Here is a 16,373-nt window from a genome sequence, read left to right as displayed (position 1 = left end):
CGGACCAGCCGGCCACTGTCGGGCTCCGCTTGCGGCCGGTAATCTCCCGCTCATGTCCGCCCATGTCGCCATCGTCACCGATTCCACGGCCTACCTGCCGAACGAGACGCTGACCCGCCACCACATCACGGCTGTTCCGCTTACCGTCGTGCTCGGTGACCAGGCGCTGGAGGAGGGCACCGAGATCTCGGCGCGTTCGGTCGCCGTCGCGTTGCAACGCCGACGACCGGTGACGACGTCCCGGCCGAGTCCGGAGGAGTTCGCCGCCGCCTACCGCGCGGCGGCCGACGCCGGGGCCACCGGCATCGTCTCCCTGCACCTTTCCGCCGAGATCTCCGGCACCTACGACGCCGCCAGGCTGGCCGCCGGGTCGGCGCCGGTGCCGGTACGGGTGGTGGACACCGGCATGGTCGCCATGGCGCTCGGCTTCCCGGTGCTGGCCGCCGCGGAGGCCGCCGAGACCGGCGGCACGGTGGACGAGGCGGTGGCCGCCGCCGAGAAGCGGGCCGCCGCCACCTCCGCCTACTTCTACGTGGACACCCTCGACTACCTGCGGCGCGGCGGCCGGATCGGCGCCGCCCAGGCCCTCCTCGGCTCCGCCCTCGCGGTCAAGCCGATCCTCCAACTCGCCGACGGACGCATCGGGTTGCTGGAGAAGGTACGCACCGCCTCCAAGGCCGTCGCCCGACTGGAGGAGATCGTGGTGGAACGGGCCGGCCACGCCGACGTCGACATCGCCGTCCACCACCTCGCCGCCCCCGAACGCGCCGAGGCCCTCGCCGAACGCCTCCGCCACCACGTGCCCGGCCTCGTCGACCTCCACGTCAGCGAAGTCGGCGCCGTCATCGGCGCCCACACCGGCCCCGGCCTCCTCGGCGCCGTCGTCTCCCCGCGCTGACCCCGTCCGCCGGCACGTTCCCCGGCAAGGGTGACGAAGTTGTCCACAACTCGCCGGTAATCCACGGAATTTGGCGCACCCGAGCGACATCGCCCGATCCGCCCTACCGTCGGGCCATGGTCACCCGATTCACACCACCCACCGCCCCGCCGCCCCCTCCGCCGACGAACGAACGCGCCCGAGCGCTCCTCACCCGCGCCGCCGGACACCCGGCGGAACCGGGGCCGGGGTGGTCGGAGGGCGTTGCCAGGGCGCCCGCCGCCAAGGCCGCGCCGTGGTCCGCGTCGACGCCCGGGGCGAAGCCCCCGCCAGAGGGCGGGCCGGCTTCGGAACCGGCGTCCGGACCGGGAAGGGAGCCGGTGACCGGAGCGCCGCCGGACTTCCGGCCGGGACCCTCGCGGGCGTCCGCACCGAGGCTTTCGGGCGGTGCCGGGGCCGCGTCGCCCCGGGGCCTTCCGGCGTGGCGGGTCGCGCTCACCGAACGCCTTCCGGTGTGGGTGCGGTTGAGGTGCGGGATGGAGCCGCGCACGGTGGTGGCGTTGGCGGGGGTGCTGGTGGTGGTCGTCGCCTTCGCCGTGCACCACTTCTGGGCGGGCCGTCCGCGTACGGTGCAGGTCCCGGCCGTGGTGCGGGGCGGGGCGCCCGTGGTGGCGCGGGCGGCCGGGGCGTCCGAGGGGACGGCGGCCCGGGCCACGGCCACGGTGGTGGTCGACGTCGCGGGACGGGTACGCCGGCCCGGGGTGGCCAGACTGCCCGCCGGATCCCGGGTGGTGGACGCCCTCAAGGCCGCGGGCGGCGCGGTGCCCGGTACGGACACCGGCGCGCTCAACCTCGCCCGCCTCCTCGTCGACGGCGAGCAGATCCGGGTCGGCGGCCCCGCCCCGCCCGACGCGCCCCCGGACCCGGCCGTCGGCCCCGCCGGTCCCTCCGCCGCCACCGGTTCCGTGCCCGGAGCCGGTCCCGTCAGCCTCAGCACCGCCACCCTCGAACAACTCGACGCCCTCCCCGGCGTCGGCCCCGTCCTCGCCCGCCACATCCTCGACTACCGCACCCAGCACGGCCCGTTCACCTCCGTCACGCAGCTCCGCCGGATCCCCGGCGTGGGCGACCGCCGCTACAAGACGCTCGAACCCCTGGTGCGGCCATGACCACCGGGACCTCGCCGGAGGAGACCACGGGCCCGGCGGATCTGCGGCTGGTGCCGCCGGCCTGCGCCGCGTGGGGCGCCGCCGCCGTGACCCTCGGCGTGCCGGGGCGGTGGACGGCGGCCGTGGCGGCCGGCGCGCTGGCGGTGGCGCTCGCGGTGTGGGTACGGCTGCGCGGCCGGGGCGGTGACGGGCGGTCGGGCGTCGCCGGGGTGGCCGTGGCCACGGCACTGTGCGCCTGCGCGGCGGCCTGCTCCGCGGGGCTGGCCGCAACGGCGCTCCACCGAGGCCCGATCCCCCGGCTCGCCGCCCGCGGGGCCGAGGCCACCGTGGACGTGACGCTCACCGGGGACCCGCACCGGACCTCGGCTCGTCCGCCCGACGCCATGCCCGCGCCGCCGGTCGTCGTCGCCCGGGCGGAGGCCGTGCGGGTGGCCGCGGACGGCGTCACGACGACCGTGCGCACCCCAGTGCTGCTGATCGCCGAGCCGGGCGGCTCCGGCCGGTCCGGGGGATCCGGCGAGCGGTCGCCGCCCGGCGGGGCCGACGCGTGGCTGCGGCTGCTGCCCTCCACCACGCTGCGGCTGACCGCGCGCCTCGACCGGTCCGACCGCCCCGGTGACGACATCGCCGCGCTCGCGGTGGTCCACGGGGCGCCCCGGGTGATCGCCGGGCCGTCGCGGCTGCACCGGGTGGCCGGTTCGCTGCGGGCCGGGCTGCGGGCGGCGACCGCCCAACTAGCGCCGGACGTAAGGGCGTTGCTGCCCGGGCTGGTGGTCGGCGACACCTCCGGCGTCCCGCCGGATCTGCGGGCGGCCTTCGACGCGACCGACCTGTCGCACCTGCTGGCGGTCTCCGGCGCCAACCTCACGCTGGTGCTGGCGTTGTTCATCGGTCCGCCCGCGCTGGCGACCCGGGCCGAACGGCGCGGGCTGGCGGCCCGGTCGGGGCTGTCGCTGCGGCGGACGGCGGTGCTGGGCGCGGTGCTGACCGCCGGGTTCGTGGTGTTGTGCCGGCCGGAGCCCAGCGTGCTGCGGGCCGCGGTGTGCGGGCTGATCACGCTGGCCGCGATCGGCACCGGCCGGCGCCGTTCGCTGCTGCCGGCGCTCGCCGCCACCGTGCTGGTGCTCGTGCTCGCCGACCCGTGGCTGGCGCGGTCGTTCGGCTTCGCGCTGTCGGTGCTGGCGACGGGGGCGCTGCTGACGCTGGCCCCGCGCTGGGCGGAGGGGCTGCGACGGCACGGGGTGCCGCCCCGGGCGGCCGAGGCGCTGGGCGCGGCAGCGGCGGCCCAGGCGTGCTGCGCGCCGGTGATCGCGGTGCTGGCCGCGCACGTCAGCCTGGTCGCCGTGCCGTGCAACCTGCTGGCCGAGGTCGCGGTGGCGCCGGCCACGGTCGCCGGGTTCGCGGCGCTGGCGGTGGCGCCGGTGTCGTTGCCGGCCGCCAAGGCGCTGGCGTGGCTGGCCGGTTGGCCGGTGCGGTGGGTGGCCTGGGTGGCCCGGACCGGGGCGGATCTGCCGGGGGCGCGGCTGGGGTGGCCCGGGGGCTGGCGGGGCGGGTTGCTGTTGGCGGTGGTGACGGTGGCCGCCGTCGGGCTGGTCCGGCGGATCCGGCCGCGCCCGTGGATGTACGCGGCGCTGGTGGTGGCGTTGCTGGTGGCCGTGGTGCGTCCGGCGCCGCTGACCCGGTTCGCCACGGGGTGGCCGCCGCCGGGGTGGCGGATGGTGGTGTGCGACGTGGGCCAGGGAGACGCGTTGGTGCTCAACTCCGGTTCCGGCACCGGGGTGGTGGTGGACGCGGGGCCCGATCCGGTCCTCGCCGACCGCTGTCTGCGGGCCCTGGGGATCACCCGGATCCCGTTGCTGATCCTCACCCATTTCCACGCCGACCACGTGGCCGGGCTCCCCGGGGTGCTGCGTGGGCGCGCGGTCGGCGCGATCGAGACGACGACGCTGGACAGCCCGGCGCCGGAGGCCGCGTCGGTCGTCCGCGCCGCCGCGGCGGCCCACGTTCCGCTGGTCCGGGCGGCGGCGGGGGAGCGGCGCCGGCTGGGGGCGCTGGAGTGGCAGGTGCTCTGGCCGCCGCCGGCCCCGGCCGAGCTGCCCGACGAGGGCCCCAACGACGCCAGCGTCGCGCTGCTGGTCACCGTGGCCGGGCTGACCCTCGCGCTCCTCGGCGACCTCGAACCCGCCGCGCAGCAGGAGGTGTTGGCCCGCAACCCCGGACTGCCCCGCGCCGACGTCCTCAAGGTCGCCCACCACGGTTCGGCCCACCAGGACCCGGCGCTCCTCGCCCGGCTCCGGCCCCGCCTCGCCCTCATCTCCTGCGGCGCCCACAACCGTTACGGCCACCCCTCGCCGCGGACCCTGGACGCCCTCCACGCCCAGGGCGCCACCGTGCTGCGGACCGACACCGCGGGGTCGATCGCCGTGACCGGCCGGGACGCCCCCGTCCCGGGAGCCGGTCCGCCGGCCTTGTCGGCGAGCGTGGTGAAGGGGGCGTCATGAGGCCACCGGTCGTCACGCCGCTCCCCGGAGGGCGGACGGCGCGGCGGTCACAACAGCCACCGCCCGTCGCGCATCAGGGTGCGGTCGGCCATTTCCGCGACGGTGCCCCAGGCTTGGATCAGCTCGGGGACGATCCGGAAGTACCGGTAGGAGGGGTGGTCCTCACGGGGGTCCCAGCCGAACTTGGCGGCGAAGGCGTCGCCCACCCCGGCGGGGAGTCCGTCGCGGGCGAAGTCGGTGGCGGTGCCGGCCATCAGCACGACGTCGCGGGTGTGGCCGAAGGAGAGCCGGGCGAGGCCGGAGCGGCTCAGGTTGACCCCGGTGGGGTTGGTGCCGCGGGTGGCGATCCACACCGCGTGGCCGTCCCACCAGAAGTACAGCGGCACCAGGCACGGCACCCCGTCGCCGTCCGCGGTGGCGACCCAGACGTCCTGGTCGTGGTCGAGGCGGTGCAGCGCCTGCCGCTTGCGCAGGGCCAGGCTCCGGGGGCTCTCGGGGTGCGTCATGATCGCGACGCTACCGGCCGCCCCGGGCGGCGGGGATCCGGCCGGAGGCGGGACCGGCGCCGGGACCTGGGGCGTAGGACCTGTCGTCAACATCTCGCCTGCCCCGCGGCGCCCGGCACGGGCGCTCGCGGCGTTGTCGGTCGTCGGCCCGCACGGTCGGGCTCCGCCTCGCTTCGGCTGCGGCCGGGGCCCGGCCCTCGTCCCTCGGACCGACCCCCAACCTCCGCCTCAGCCCGGCTCGCCCTGCGGGGCCGGATGGTCGGGCTCCGCCTCGCTTCGGCTGCGGCCGGGGCCCGGCCCTCGTCCCTCGGACCGACCCCCAACCTCCGCCTCAGCTCGGCTCGCCCTGCGGGGCCGGATGGTCGGGCTCCGCCTCGCTTCGGCTGCGGCCGGGGCCCGGCCCTCGTCCCTCGGGCCGACCCCCAACCTCCGCCTCAGCTCGGCTCGCCCTCCGATGCAGCCCGCTGGGCTCTCCGCCCTCCGCCTTGCGATCACACGCTCCCCCTTCAGCTTCGCCTGGGGTTACCCCCGGACGCCGCGGGGCACCGCCCTCCGGGCGGCCGGCGACCTTTTGACGACAGGGCGTAGGACCCGGACGCCGCGTGCGGGGCCGGACGTCACTCCTCCTCGCGCCAGCCGTCGTACTCCTCGGCCAGCGACTCCAGCTCCGCGGGGTCGAGTTCGCCCGGCTCGTCCTCGATCACCACCAGCCACTGGGCGTCCTCGGCGTCGTCCTCGCCGGCCAGTGCCTCGCGCACGATGTCGGGGTCGTCGTCCAGGCCGAAGCGGGAGACGGCTTCCTCGGCCGCCTCGTGGGCCGCGTCGCGGTCGGGAAGCACCAATACATGTCGAACATTGCTCACGAACACACATTCTGCACAGCCGCCGACCAGGCCGTTCGGGGGGATGTCGGTGGGGCGTGGGATGCTGGAGCGCGATGGCGAAGAAGAGCTCGACCGACGACGTGCTGGCCCCGGTCACCCTGGCCGTGGGCCAGGAGGACCTGCTGCTCGACCGCGCGGTCGCCGAGGTGGTGGCCGCCGCCCGCGCGGCCGACCCCGACACCGACGTGCGCGACCTGACCCCGGACGCCCTCCAGCCCGGCACGCTCGCCGAGTTGGTCAGCCCCTCGCTCTTCGCCGAACGCAAGGTCGTCGTCGTCCGCAACGCGCACGACCTGTCGGCGGACACCGTCAAGGACGTCAAGGGCTACCTCGACGCCCCCGCGGAGGAGATCACCCTCGTCCTGCTGCACGCCGGCGGCGCCAAGGGCAAGGGGCTGCTCGACGCCGCCCGCAAGGCCCGCGCCCGCGAGGTCGCCTGCGCGAAGCTGACCAAGCCCGCCGACCGGCTGGCGTTCGTGCGCGCCGAGTTCCGTACCGCCGGGCGTTCGGCGACCCCCGAGGCGTGCCAGGCGCTGGTGGACGCGATCGGCAGCGACCTGCGGGAGCTGGCCTCCGCCTGCGCCCAGCTCGGCGCCGACGTCGAGGGCACCGTCGACGCGGCCGTGGTCGCCCGTTACTACACCGGCCGCGCCGAGGCCACCGGCTTCGAGGTGGCCGACCTCGCGGTCACCGGACGCACCGCCGAGGCGCTGGAGCGGCTGCGCTGGGCGCTGGCGGTCGGCCAGCCGCTGCCCGGCATCACCTTCGCGCTGGCCTCCGGCGTCCGCGCCATCGGTAAGCTCGCCACCGCCCCGCGCGGCGCCCGCCCCGGCGATCTCGCCCGCGAACTCGGCATGCCGCCCTGGAAGATCGACCGGGTACGGCAGCAGATGCGCGGCTGGTCCGGGGACGGGGTCGCCATGGCGCTGCGCGCGGTCGCCGAGGCCGACGCCGCGGTCAAGGGCGCCGGGGCCGACCCCGCCTACGCCCTGGAGAAGGCCGTGGTCACCATCTCCCGCGCCGCCCGCTCCCGCCGCGGGTAGCGCTCCCGCCGGCTCCGGCACGGCACCGTCGGCGTCACCGCCGCGCCGCCTCCGCGTCGGAGGCGGCCAGGGCGGCGGTGAGGGCGTGGACGTCGGCGAAGGTGTCGCGCAGCAGCCGGTCGAGGTCGTGGCCAGGGTTGACGAACCAGACGGCGGCGGCGTGGCTCATGGCGGCCATGGCGACCCGGGCGGCCAGTGACGCCGTGGGTCCGGCGACGCCCCGGCCGTGCAGCGCGGTCGCCAGCGCGTCGGTGAGGGCGGCCGTCTTCGCCTGGTGGCGTTCGCGGAGCGCGGGGGTGTCGGCGATGACGCGTCGCATCGGCTCGACCAGCGGGCGGTTCTCCTCCATGACCGGCACCACCGTGCGGAAGGCCCACAGCAGGGCCGGCAGCGGCTCCAACTCCTCGGGCGCGTCGGCCACCCCGGCGACCAGGGCGTCCCGCAGGTCGGCCTCGCTCGCGAAGAACACCTCGCGCTTGTCGGCGTAGTGCCGGTAGAAGGTGCGCTCGGTGACGCCCGCCCGGGCCGCGATCTCGGCCGTCGTGACCCGGTCGAAGCCGTGCTCCCCGAAGAGTTCGGCGGCTGCTTTCTGGAGGCGCAGGCGCGCCGGCCGTCCGTCACGTGGCATGTCCCCACTATAGGCCCGTAGTGACAGCACCTGACGTCACAAGGCCCCAAGGTAGCGACAGGGTCTGACGCTACGTGTTACGGTCGCCGGGTCACCTCGTTGCGACAGTCTCTGTCGTTACGTTCCGTCGCCCATCCGGCTCGGCCGTTTCCTCCGGAGAAGACCATGAACCAACCAACACCCCCCACCATGAACGCCATCCGCTTCCACGAGTACGGCGAAGCCACCGACGTGCTCCGGCTGGAACGGGCCGACGTACCGGTCCCCGGCCCCGGCGAGATCCGCGTGGCCGTCCACGCCTGCGGGCTCAACCCGGCCGACTGGGCGCTGTGCCGCGGCCTGTTCACCGGTCAACTCCCGCGCGGCATCGGCCTGGAGGTCTCCGGGACCGTCGACGCGGTCGGCGCGGGCGTCACCGGCGTCGCCGTCGGCGACACCGTCCTGGGCGCGGCCGACTACGCCGGCGGCCACAGCGCCGGCGCGGCGGACTTCGCGGTCCTGACGCACTGGGCCCACGTGCCCGAAGGGCTCGATCTCGTCCAGGCCGCCGCGCTGCCGATGGCGGTCGAGACGGCCTACCGCAGCCTGGAACAACTCGCCGTCACCGCGGGCCGCACCCTGCTGGTCCACGGCGCCGGGACCATGATCGGCTTCGCGGCCGTGCAGATAGCCCTGGACCGGGGCGCACGGGTGATCGCCGCCGCCGGCCCCACCTACGCCGAACGCCTGCGCGCGCTGGGCGCGACGGTGACCTCGTACGGCGACGGGATGGCCGAACGGGTCACGGCGGCGGCCGGCGGACCGGTGGACCTCGTCCTGGACACCGCGCCGCCCGGCGGCGTACTCCCCGCCCTCGTGCGCGTCGCGGACGGCGACCCCCGACGGGTGCTCACCGTCAGCGACCCCGACGGCGTCGGGCTCGGGGTCCGTACCTCCTTCGACGAGGACGCGTCCAAGGCGCTCCGCTACGACGTGCTCGGCGAGTTCGCCCAGCGCGCCGCCGAGGGCCGGTTCTCCATACCCGTGGCCCGCGTCTTCCCCCTGGCGGACTGGCGCACGGCGGCGGAGACCAGCCTCGGCGGCCGGGCCCGGGGCAAGCTCGTGCTGCTCCTCGACCGCTCCTGAAACGTCCGGGAACGCCGAAGACCCCGGCTCCCGCGCCGGGGGAAACGGCGGGGGACCGGGGTCTTCGGTGAGGCTGGGCGCCGCACCCGCGTGGCGAACGCGAACGCGTGCGGCGCGGAAAGGGTGCCGGGGCGGAGCGGGTGAGAGGGACCGCTGGGTCCTTCCCGGCGGAAGTTCAAGCGCCGGGCGTCGTACCGCCGAGGCGGCGGCGCCCGAGACCGTGGACTCCCTGGGGCCGGATCCGGTCAGCGCCGGGGCCGGGCGCGGGGGTCAACCCGCGAGCGGCTCGGCAGGACCGGTCGGCCCGGTGCGGAAGCGGTGGTCAGCCCTTGAGGGAGGCGACCGAGGAGGCCAGCGCCGACTTCTTGTTGGCGGCCTGGTTCTTGTGGATGACGCCCTTGCTGACGGCCTTGTCGAGCTTGCGCGCCGCGGCGCGGGCGGCCTCGGTGGCCTTCTCGGCGTTGCCGGCCTCGACGGCCTCGCGGGTGCGGCGGATGGCGGTCTTCAGCTCGGACTTGACGGCCTTGTTGCGCAGCCGCGCCTTCTCGTTGGTCTTGTTGCGCTTGATCTGGGACTTGATGTTCGCCACGAAGAAGCCTCTTCAGGTTTTGACTGGTACGGGTGTCGGCCGTACCCGTCGCATGACGTCGACGGGACCAACCGCGGAGCGGGAGGAACCGGGAACGCCGAGCGGCGGACGGCCTGGCGGTCTCGGGTGAGAGGGCCACGAGACACAGCGCCCCAGGTTACCAGGGAGCCGATGACGCTCCCAAACCGCTCGCCGCCGCGCGGTCGTGGGACTATGGAGGCTACGTATCGATCCGACAAGGCCCCAGGCGCCCTCACCAGGCGTCGGCAAGAAACAGGACCCTGCGTGCCCGCGACCCCATCCCACGTGCCGGAGCCGAGCCGTACCGACCCGGCGCTGATCCGCAACTTCTGCATCATCGCGCACATCGACCACGGCAAGTCGACACTCGCCGACCGGATGCTCCAGCTCACCGGCGTCGTCGAGCAGCGCCAGATGCGCGCCCAGTACCTGGACCGCATGGACATCGAGCGTGAGCGCGGCATCACGATCAAGTCGCAGGCGGTCCGGCTGCCCTGGGCGCCCACCAGCGGCGAGGGCAAGGGGACGACCCACGTCCTCAACATGATCGACACCCCGGGCCACGTCGACTTCACCTACGAGGTCTCCCGTTCCCTCGCCGCCTGCGAGGGCACCATCCTCCTGGTCGACGCCGCCCAGGGCATCGAGGCGCAGACCCTCGCCAACCTCTACCTGGCGCTGGAGAACGACCTCACGATCATCCCGGTGCTCAACAAGATCGACCTGCCCGCCGCCCAGCCGGAGAAGTACGCCGCCGAACTGGCGCACATCATCGGCTGCGACCCCTCCGAGGTGCTCAAGGTGAGCGCCAAGACCGGCGAGGGCGTGGCCGAGCTGCTGGACAAGGTGGTGGCCGAGGTCCCGGCGCCGGTCGGCGTGGCCGACGCCCCGGCCCGCGCGATGATCTTCGACTCGGTCTACGACTCCTACCGCGGCGTCGTCACCTACGTGAAGGTCGTCGACGGCCGGCTCTCCAAGCGCGAGCGCATCCAGATGATGTCCACCGGCGCCGCCCACGAGCTGCTGGAGATCGGCGTCTCCTCGCCGGAGATGACCGCCGCCGACGGCCTCGGCGTCGGCGAGGTGGGCTACCTGATCACCGGCGTCAAGGACGTCCGCCAGTCGAAGGTGGGCGACACCGTCACCCGGCTCCACAAGGGGGCGACCGAAGCGCTCGGCGGTTACAAGGACCCCAAGCCGATGGTCTTCTCCGGGCTCTACCCGCTGGACGGCTCGGACTACCCCGAGCTGCGCGACGCGCTGGACAAGCTCCAGCTCAACGACGCCGCCCTGGTCTACGAGCCGGAGACCTCCGCCGCCCTGGGCTTCGGCTTCCGCGTCGGCTTCCTCGGCCTGCTCCACCTCGACGTGATCCGCGAGCGGCTGGAGCGCGAGTTCGGCCTCGACCTGATCGCCACCGCCCCCAACGTGGTCTACCGCGTGATCATGGAGGACGGCAGCGAGCACACGGTGACCAACCCCAGCGAGTTCCCGGTCGGCAAGATCGACGAGGTCTACGAGCCGGTGGTGCGCGCCACCGTGCTGGCGCCCAGCGAGTTCGTCGGCGCCATCATGGAGCTGTGCCAGTCCCGGCGCGGCAGCCTGCTGGGCATGGACTACCTCTCCGAGGACCGGGTGGAGCTGCGCTACACCCTGCCGCTCGCCGAGATCGTCTTCGACTTCTTCGACCAGCTCAAGTCGAAGACCCGCGGCTACGCCTCGCTGGACTACGAGCCCACCGGCGAGCAGATCTCCGACCTGGTCAAGGTCGACATCCTGCTGCACGGCGACAAGGTGGACGCCTTCTCCGCGATCCTGCACAAGGACAAGGCGTACGCGTACGGCGTGCGGATGGCCGGCAAGCTGCGCGAACTCATCCCGCGGCAGCAGTTCGAGGTGCCGATCCAGGCCGCCATCGGCAGCCGGGTCATCGCCCGGGAGACCGTCCGCGCCATCCGCAAGGACGTCCTCGCCAAGTGCTACGGCGGTGACATCTCGCGTAAGCGCAAGCTGCTGGAGAAGCAGAAGGAAGGCAAGAAGCGGATGAAGATGGTGGGCAACGTGGAGGTGCCGCAGGAGGCCTTCATCGCCGCGCTCTCCACCGACGAGGGCGACGCCAAGGCCCGCAAGTGAGCGGCTCGTCCCCCCGAGCCGCCGCATAAGTAGCATCACCGCACCGCACGGCACCGCGCGTTCGGGTGGTTGCCGAAAAACCGCGCCGGTCCCGGTTTCTCCGGGGCCGGCGCGGCCGTTACCCACGATGGCGGTGTCCTCGCGCGGCACGAGGGTCGTGACCGGTGCCGGTGCGCCGCCGGAAAGGGGTGCACAGTGAGTGATTCCGCGATGGCCAGGCGGATGCTGCTGGCCGCAGCCGGTTCGGCGGTCGCGCTCGGTTCGGCCTGCCCGGCCGCCATGGCCGCCTCGGCCGACGCCTTCGACGGCCGGCACCTGAGCGCCAACCAGGGCGCGGGCTGCGCCTCCCACACCCTCGCGCTCGTCGGCGACCACGTACTCCACCACGGCCGGCTGCCCAAGGTGTTCAACCACTACCGCGGCGGCGGCCTGCCCGTCGACGGCGTGGCGGCGCTGTGCGAGGCGGTCGACGAGAAGGAGGCCAAGGACGGCAGACAGGGACCGCTCGGACTCCTCGGCGGCCTGCCGCTGCACGGCAACCCGCTGAACGCGGTCCACCAGCTGCCGGTCGGCGCCAGCCCGCTCGGCCACACCGGCTGAACGCCCGCCGGACGGGTACGTTCCCGGGCGGGCCCGGCGCCCACCTGGTGCGCCGCTTACTCGTTGTACATAGCAGCCATCCCGTCGGTCACTCTTCGAACCAACGGTCCGTAGCCCCTTACAAGCCGGGGGTCCGGCGTCTACCCTGATGCCTGCTCGGAGGTTACTCGTGAGTCACCAAGCACAGCAGCGGGCCCGGAGGTTGGCGTGACCGACGCACAGACACTGATCGACAACCGGCCGCCCTCCGTGGCCGGGCTCTTCCTCCAGCGGGTCGAGGAGACGCCCGACGCGGAGGCGTACCGCTTCCCGGTGCCCGCGGGCGACGGTTCCGAGCAGTGGCGTTCGCTCACCTGGGGCCAGGCCGCCGAGCGGGTCTTCGCCATCGCGGCCGGCCTGATCGACCTCGGGGTCCGCCCCGAGGAACGGGTGGCCATCGCCTCCGCCACCCGCGTCGAATGGCTCCTCGCCGACCTCGCCGTGCTCTGCGCCGGCGCCGCCACCACCACGGTCTACCCCAGCACCAACGCCGACGAGTCCGCCTTCATCCTCGCCGACTCCGGCAGCCGGGTGCTCTTCGCGGAGAACGCCGGACAGCTCGCCAAGGCCCGCGCCCACCGCGCCGAGCTGCCCGACCTCGCCCACGTGGTGCTCCTCGACGGCGCCCCGGACGAGGACGCTGCCGCCGACGGCTGGGTGCTCACCCTCGCCGACCTCGAACGGCGTGGCGCCGCCTACCTGGAGCGCCACCCCGAGGTCGTCAAGAAGAACGTCGCCGCCATCACCGCCGACCAGCTCGCCACGCTGATCTACACCTCCGGCACCACCGGCCGCCCCAAGGGCGTACGGCTGGTCCACGACTGCTGGTCCTACATGGCCAAGGCGATCGCCGCCACCGGTCTGATAGGCGCCGACGACGTGCAGTACCTGTGGCTGCCGCTGGCCCACGTCTTCGGCAAGGTGCTCACCGCCGGGCAGATCGAGGTCGGCCACGTGGTGGCGGTGGACGGCCGGGTCGACAAGATCATCGAGAACCTGCCGGTGGTCCGGCCCACCTACATGGCGGCGGTGCCGCGCATCTTCGAGAAGGTCTACAACGGGGTGGCCGCCAAGGCCCGCGAGGGCGGCGCCGCCAAGTACCGGATCTTCCAGTGGGCGGCCGGGGTGGCCCGCGAGTACGCCCGGGTGACCCAGGAGAACCGGCGGGCCAGCGGCAGGGCCTCGGCGCCCTTCAAGCTCGCCGCGCAGCACGCCGTCGCCGACAAGCTCGTCTACGCCAAGCTGCGTGAGGCGTTCGGCGGCCGGCTGCGGGCCTGCATCTCCGGCTCGGCCGCCCTCGCCCCGGAGATCGGCTACTTCTTCTCCGGCGCCGGCGTCCACATCCTGGAGGGGTACGGACTCACCGAGTCCAGCGCCGCCTCCTGCGTCAACCCCGGGGAGATGTACCGCACCGGCACCGTCGGCAAGCCGCTGCCCGGCACCGAGGTGCGCATCGCCGAGGACGGCGAGATCCTGCTCCGCGGCCCCGGCATCATGCGGGGCTACCACGGGCTGCCGGAGAAGACCGAGGAGGTGCTGGAGGCCGACGGCTGGTTCCACACCGGCGACATCGGCGAACTCTCCGACGACGGCTTCCTGCGCATCACCGACCGCAAGAAGGACCTGATCAAGACCTCCGGCGGCAAGTACATCTCGCCCGTCGAGGTCGAGGGCAGGTTCAAGGCGCTCTGTCCGTACGTCGGCAACGTCCTGGTGATCGGCGCCGGACGCAACTTCTGCACCGCCCTGATCGCCCTGGACGAACCCACGATCACCGCCTGGGCCCGCGAGCAGGGCCTGCCGCACACCGACTACGCCGCCGTGATCGCCGCCCCGCGGACCCGCGAACTCGTCGAGGGCTACGTCGCCCAGGTCAACGAGGGCCTCCAGCGCTGGCAGACGATCAAGAAGTTCCGCCTGCTCCCGCGCGACCTCGACGTCGAGCACGGCGACCTCACCCCCAGCCTCAAGCTCAAGCGCCCGGTGGTCGAGCGCGAGTTCAAGAACCTGATCGACGAGATGTACGCGGGGGCGGTCGAGGCGTAGCGCGGGGGTACGGGGGTCGTCCCCCGGGAGGTGGGGGCCGCGGGGGCGGTCGAGGCGTAGCGCGGTCCCCCCGGGCGTGACCGGGGTCGCGTCCGCCGGGGCGGCGGGAACGCCGGGGCGATGCCGGACAATGGCGGTATGCCTTCCGTACTGCCCGACGGCGAACCCATGCCCGCGGACGGGTCGCTGCCCGGTCACGCCCTCGCGGGCGCCGCCGGCCGGCCGCTCGGCTTCTACCTGCACGTCCCGTACTGCGCCACCCGCTGCGGGTACTGCGACTTCAACACCTACACGGCGAGCGAGCTGCGCGGTTCGGGAGGGGCGCCGGCCTCGCGGGACAACTACGCCGAGACGCTGGTGGAGGAGGTCCGGCTGGCCCGCAAGGTGCTCGGGGACGACCCGCGGCAGGTGGCGACGGTCTTCGTGGGCGGCGGCACCCCGACGCTGCTGGCCGCCGAGGACCTGGGCCGGATGCTCGCCGCGATCCGGGACGAGTTCGGGCTCGCCCCCGGCGCCGAGGTCACCACCGAGGCCAACCCCGAGACGGTGGACCCGGCCTACCTGGAACGGCTGCGGGCGGCCGGCTTCACCCGCGTCTCGTTCGGCATGCAGAGCGCCCGGCAGCACGTGCTGCGGATCCTGGAGCGCACCCACACCCCCGGTCGCCCCGAGAAGTGCGTCGAGCAGGCCCGCGCGGCCGGCTTCGACCACGTCAACCTCGACCTGATCTACGGCACCCCGGGGGAGAGCGACGACGACTGGCGGGCCTCCCTCGACGCGGCGATCGGGGCCGGCCCCGACCACGTCTCCGCCTACGCCCTCATCGTCGAGGACGGCACCCGGCTCGCCCACCGCATCCGGCGCGGCGAGATCCCGATGACCGACGACGACGTCCACGCCGACCGCTACCTGATCGCCGAACAGGCCCTCTCCGACGCCGGATTCCACTGGTACGAGGTCTCCAACTGGGCCACCACGAAGGCCGGCCGCTGCCGCCACAACGAGCTGTACTGGCGCGGCGCCGACTGGTGGGGCGCCGGCCCGGGAGCGCACAGCCACGTCGGCGGCGTGCGCTGGTGGAACGTGAAGCACCCCGGCGCGTACGCCCAGGCGCTCGCCGAGGGCCGTACCCCCGGGGCCGGCCGCGAGGTCCTCACCGACGAGGACCGCCGGGTCGAGCGCGTCCTGCTGGAACTGCGCCTCGCCGACGGCTGCCCGCTGGACCTGCTGCGCCCGGACGGCGCCCGGGCCGCCGCCCGCGCCCTCGCCGACGGACTCCTCCAGCCCGCCCCCTACCAGGCCGGCCGCGCCGTGCTCACGCTGCGCGGGCGGCTGCTGGCGGACGCGGTGGTACGGGACCTGGTGGACTGAACCCTCCGGCTCAGGCGGGCGTCGTGACGTGGTCGATCAGGTGCTCCACCGCGCCCAGCAGCTCCGGCTCCAGGTCCTTGTAGCTGCGTACGCTCGCCAGGATCCGGCGCCACGCCGCGCCGGTGTGCTCCTCCCAGCCCAGCGCCCGGCACACCCCGGTCTTCCAGTCCTGGCCGCGCGGCACGGTGGGCCAGGCGGGGATGCCCACGGCGGCCGGCTTGACCGCCTGCCAGACGTCCACGAAGGGGTGGCCGACCACCAGGACGTCGGGGCCGCCGACGCGTTCGGCGATCCGGGACTCCTTGGAACCGGGCACCAGATGGTCGACGAGGACGCCGAGGCGGGCGTCGGGACCCGGGGCGAACTCCGCCACGATGCCGGGCAGGTCGTCCACGCCCTCCAGGTACTCCACCACCACGCCCTCGATCCGCAGGTCGTCCCCCCAGACCCGTTCGACCAGCTCGGCGTCGTGGCGCCCCTCGACGTAGATGCGCCCCGCCCTGGCCACCCGGGCCCGGGCGCCGGGCACCGCGATCGAGCCGGAGGCGGTCAGCCGCGGCCCGGCCGGAGCGCGCCCCGCCGGGGCCGGACGCACCAGGGTGACCACCTGGCCGTCGATCATGAAGCCCCGGGGCACCAGCGGGAAGACCCGGTGCTTGCCGAAGCGGTCCTCCAGCGTGACGGTGACCCCCTCGGCGGTCTTCTCGCAGCGCACCACCGCGCCGCAGAAGCCGGTTCCGACCTCCTCCACCACCAGGTCCGGCTCGGCCGCCACCTCCGGCGCCGGCTTGGACCGCTTCCAGGGCGGGGTCAGATCGGGGCCGTAACTCCTGCTGCGCAT

The 16,373-nt window shown here is 74.4% G+C and carries 14 protein-coding genes; 9 read left to right on the top strand and 5 right to left on the bottom strand.

Annotated elements, in window-relative coordinates; all coding sequences use genetic code 11:
• The first annotated feature begins 52 nt into the window (after positions 1 to 52).
• The 3 genes from SCATT_RS07500 (at position 53) to SCATT_RS07490 (ending at position 4,547) form a co-directional block, all read left to right on the top strand.
• Positions 53 to 898 (top strand): DegV family protein, encoded by an 846-nt coding sequence (locus tag SCATT_RS07500; RefSeq protein ID WP_014142370.1) that lies wholly within the window; start codon positions 53 to 55, stop codon positions 896 to 898.
• A 515-nt stretch (positions 899 to 1,413) separates the two neighbouring features.
• Positions 1,414 to 2,046, top strand: coding sequence for a ComEA family DNA-binding protein (locus SCATT_RS39375; RefSeq protein WP_014142369.1), 633 nt, complete (start codon positions 1,414 to 1,416; stop codon positions 2,044 to 2,046).
• Positions 2,043 to 4,547: a ComEC/Rec2 family competence protein gene (locus tag SCATT_RS07490; protein ID WP_014142368.1), complete on the top strand. Its 2,505-nt coding sequence runs from the start codon at positions 2,043 to 2,045 to the stop codon at positions 4,545 to 4,547. The genes SCATT_RS39375 and SCATT_RS07490 overlap by 4 nt, the downstream gene beginning before the upstream one ends.
• A 47-nt stretch (positions 4,548 to 4,594) precedes the next feature.
• Here the strand turns inward: SCATT_RS07490 and SCATT_RS07485 are convergent, their stop codons facing one another.
• Both SCATT_RS07485 and SCATT_RS07480 read right to left on the bottom strand, forming a co-directional pair.
• Entirely contained in the window at positions 4,595 to 5,053 is a 459-nt protein-coding gene (locus SCATT_RS07485) for a pyridoxamine 5'-phosphate oxidase family protein (RefSeq protein ID WP_014142367.1), read from the bottom strand.
• Positions 5,054 to 5,670: 617 nt separating this feature from the next.
• Positions 5,671 to 5,916 (bottom strand): hypothetical protein, encoded by a 246-nt coding sequence (locus SCATT_RS07480; protein WP_041825034.1) that lies wholly within the window; start codon positions 5,914 to 5,916, stop codon positions 5,671 to 5,673.
• A 74-nt stretch (positions 5,917 to 5,990) separates the two neighbouring features.
• Here SCATT_RS07480 and holA point away from each other — a divergent pair, with 74 nt between their 5' ends.
• Entirely contained in the window at positions 5,991 to 6,980 is a 990-nt protein-coding gene (holA, locus tag SCATT_RS07475) for a DNA polymerase III subunit delta (protein ID WP_014142365.1), read from the top strand.
• A gap of 34 nt (positions 6,981 to 7,014) precedes the next feature.
• Here the strand turns inward: holA and SCATT_RS07470 are convergent, their stop codons facing one another.
• Positions 7,015 to 7,608 (bottom strand): TetR/AcrR family transcriptional regulator, encoded by a 594-nt coding sequence (locus tag SCATT_RS07470; RefSeq protein ID WP_014142364.1) that lies wholly within the window; start codon positions 7,606 to 7,608, stop codon positions 7,015 to 7,017.
• A 189-nt stretch (positions 7,609 to 7,797) separates the two neighbouring features.
• On the opposite strand from SCATT_RS07470, the gene SCATT_RS07465 reads away from it, so the two are divergent.
• Complete coding sequence (locus SCATT_RS07465) at positions 7,798 to 8,733, top strand: NADP-dependent oxidoreductase (protein WP_014142363.1); 936 nt, start codon at positions 7,798 to 7,800, stop codon at positions 8,731 to 8,733.
• 322 nt (positions 8,734 to 9,055) lie between these two features.
• Here the strand turns inward: SCATT_RS07465 and rpsT are convergent, their stop codons facing one another.
• Positions 9,056 to 9,322, bottom strand: a complete 267-nt coding sequence (gene rpsT / locus SCATT_RS07460; RefSeq protein ID WP_014142362.1) for a 30S ribosomal protein S20 — start codon at positions 9,320 to 9,322, stop codon at positions 9,056 to 9,058.
• A 285-nt stretch (positions 9,323 to 9,607) separates the two neighbouring features.
• Here rpsT and lepA point away from each other — a divergent pair, with 285 nt between their 5' ends.
• The 4 genes from lepA (at position 9,608) to hemW (ending at position 15,532) form a co-directional block, all read left to right on the top strand.
• Positions 9,608 to 11,476, top strand: coding sequence for a translation elongation factor 4 (lepA, locus tag SCATT_RS07455; RefSeq protein ID WP_014142361.1), 1,869 nt, complete (start codon positions 9,608 to 9,610; stop codon positions 11,474 to 11,476).
• Between the two features lie 195 nt (positions 11,477 to 11,671).
• Positions 11,672 to 12,076 (top strand): hypothetical protein, encoded by a 405-nt coding sequence (locus tag SCATT_RS07450; RefSeq protein ID WP_014627646.1) that lies wholly within the window; start codon positions 11,672 to 11,674, stop codon positions 12,074 to 12,076.
• Positions 12,077 to 12,283: 207 nt separating this feature from the next.
• Complete coding sequence (locus SCATT_RS07445) at positions 12,284 to 14,161, top strand: AMP-dependent synthetase/ligase (RefSeq protein WP_014142359.1); 1,878 nt, start codon at positions 12,284 to 12,286, stop codon at positions 14,159 to 14,161.
• A gap of 138 nt (positions 14,162 to 14,299) precedes the next feature.
• On the top strand, positions 14,300 to 15,532 hold the full coding sequence (hemW, locus tag SCATT_RS07440; protein WP_014627645.1) for a radical SAM family heme chaperone HemW: 1,233 nt from the start codon (positions 14,300 to 14,302) through the stop codon (positions 15,530 to 15,532).
• Between the two features lie 10 nt (positions 15,533 to 15,542).
• Here hemW and SCATT_RS07435 read toward each other — a convergent pair whose 3' ends face one another.
• The gene (locus SCATT_RS07435; RefSeq protein WP_014142357.1) at positions 15,543 to 16,373 is read right to left on the bottom strand and encodes a DUF3097 domain-containing protein; all 831 of its coding nucleotides are present in this window, start codon (positions 16,371 to 16,373) and stop codon (positions 15,543 to 15,545) included.

It is taken from the genome of Streptantibioticus cattleyicolor NRRL 8057 = DSM 46488, assembly GCF_000240165.1.
In the GTDB taxonomy this organism is placed as follows: domain Bacteria; phylum Actinomycetota; class Actinomycetes; order Streptomycetales; family Streptomycetaceae; genus Streptantibioticus; species Streptantibioticus cattleyicolor.
The sequence above is the reverse complement of the archived record's forward strand: the minus strand, read 5'-3'. Positions and strand labels throughout refer to the sequence as shown.

What these genes read in the sequence shown, in the direction of transcription:
- SCATT_RS07435 (WP_014142357.1), bottom strand. Translation starts at nt 16,373, where the DNA reads ATGCGCAGCAGGAGTTACGGCCCCGATCTGACCCCGCCCTGGAAGCGG.
- SCATT_RS07500 (WP_014142370.1), top strand. Translation starts at nt 53, where the DNA reads ATGTCCGCCCATGTCGCCATCGTCACCGATTCCACGGCCTACCTGCCG.
- SCATT_RS07465 (WP_014142363.1), top strand. Translation starts at nt 7,798, where the DNA reads ATGAACGCCATCCGCTTCCACGAGTACGGCGAAGCCACCGACGTGCTC.
- SCATT_RS07470 (WP_014142364.1), bottom strand. Translation starts at nt 7,608, where the DNA reads ATGCCACGTGACGGACGGCCGGCGCGCCTGCGCCTCCAGAAAGCAGCC.
- SCATT_RS07485 (WP_014142367.1), bottom strand. Translation starts at nt 5,053, where the DNA reads ATGACGCACCCCGAGAGCCCCCGGAGCCTGGCCCTGCGCAAGCGGCAG.
- hemW (WP_014627645.1), top strand. Translation starts at nt 14,300, where the DNA reads ATGCCTTCCGTACTGCCCGACGGCGAACCCATGCCCGCGGACGGGTCG.
- SCATT_RS07490 (WP_014142368.1), top strand. Translation starts at nt 2,043, where the DNA reads ATGACCACCGGGACCTCGCCGGAGGAGACCACGGGCCCGGCGGATCTG.
- holA (WP_014142365.1), top strand. Translation starts at nt 5,991, where the DNA reads ATGGCGAAGAAGAGCTCGACCGACGACGTGCTGGCCCCGGTCACCCTG.
- SCATT_RS39375 (WP_014142369.1), top strand. Translation starts at nt 1,414, where the DNA reads ATGGAGCCGCGCACGGTGGTGGCGTTGGCGGGGGTGCTGGTGGTGGTC.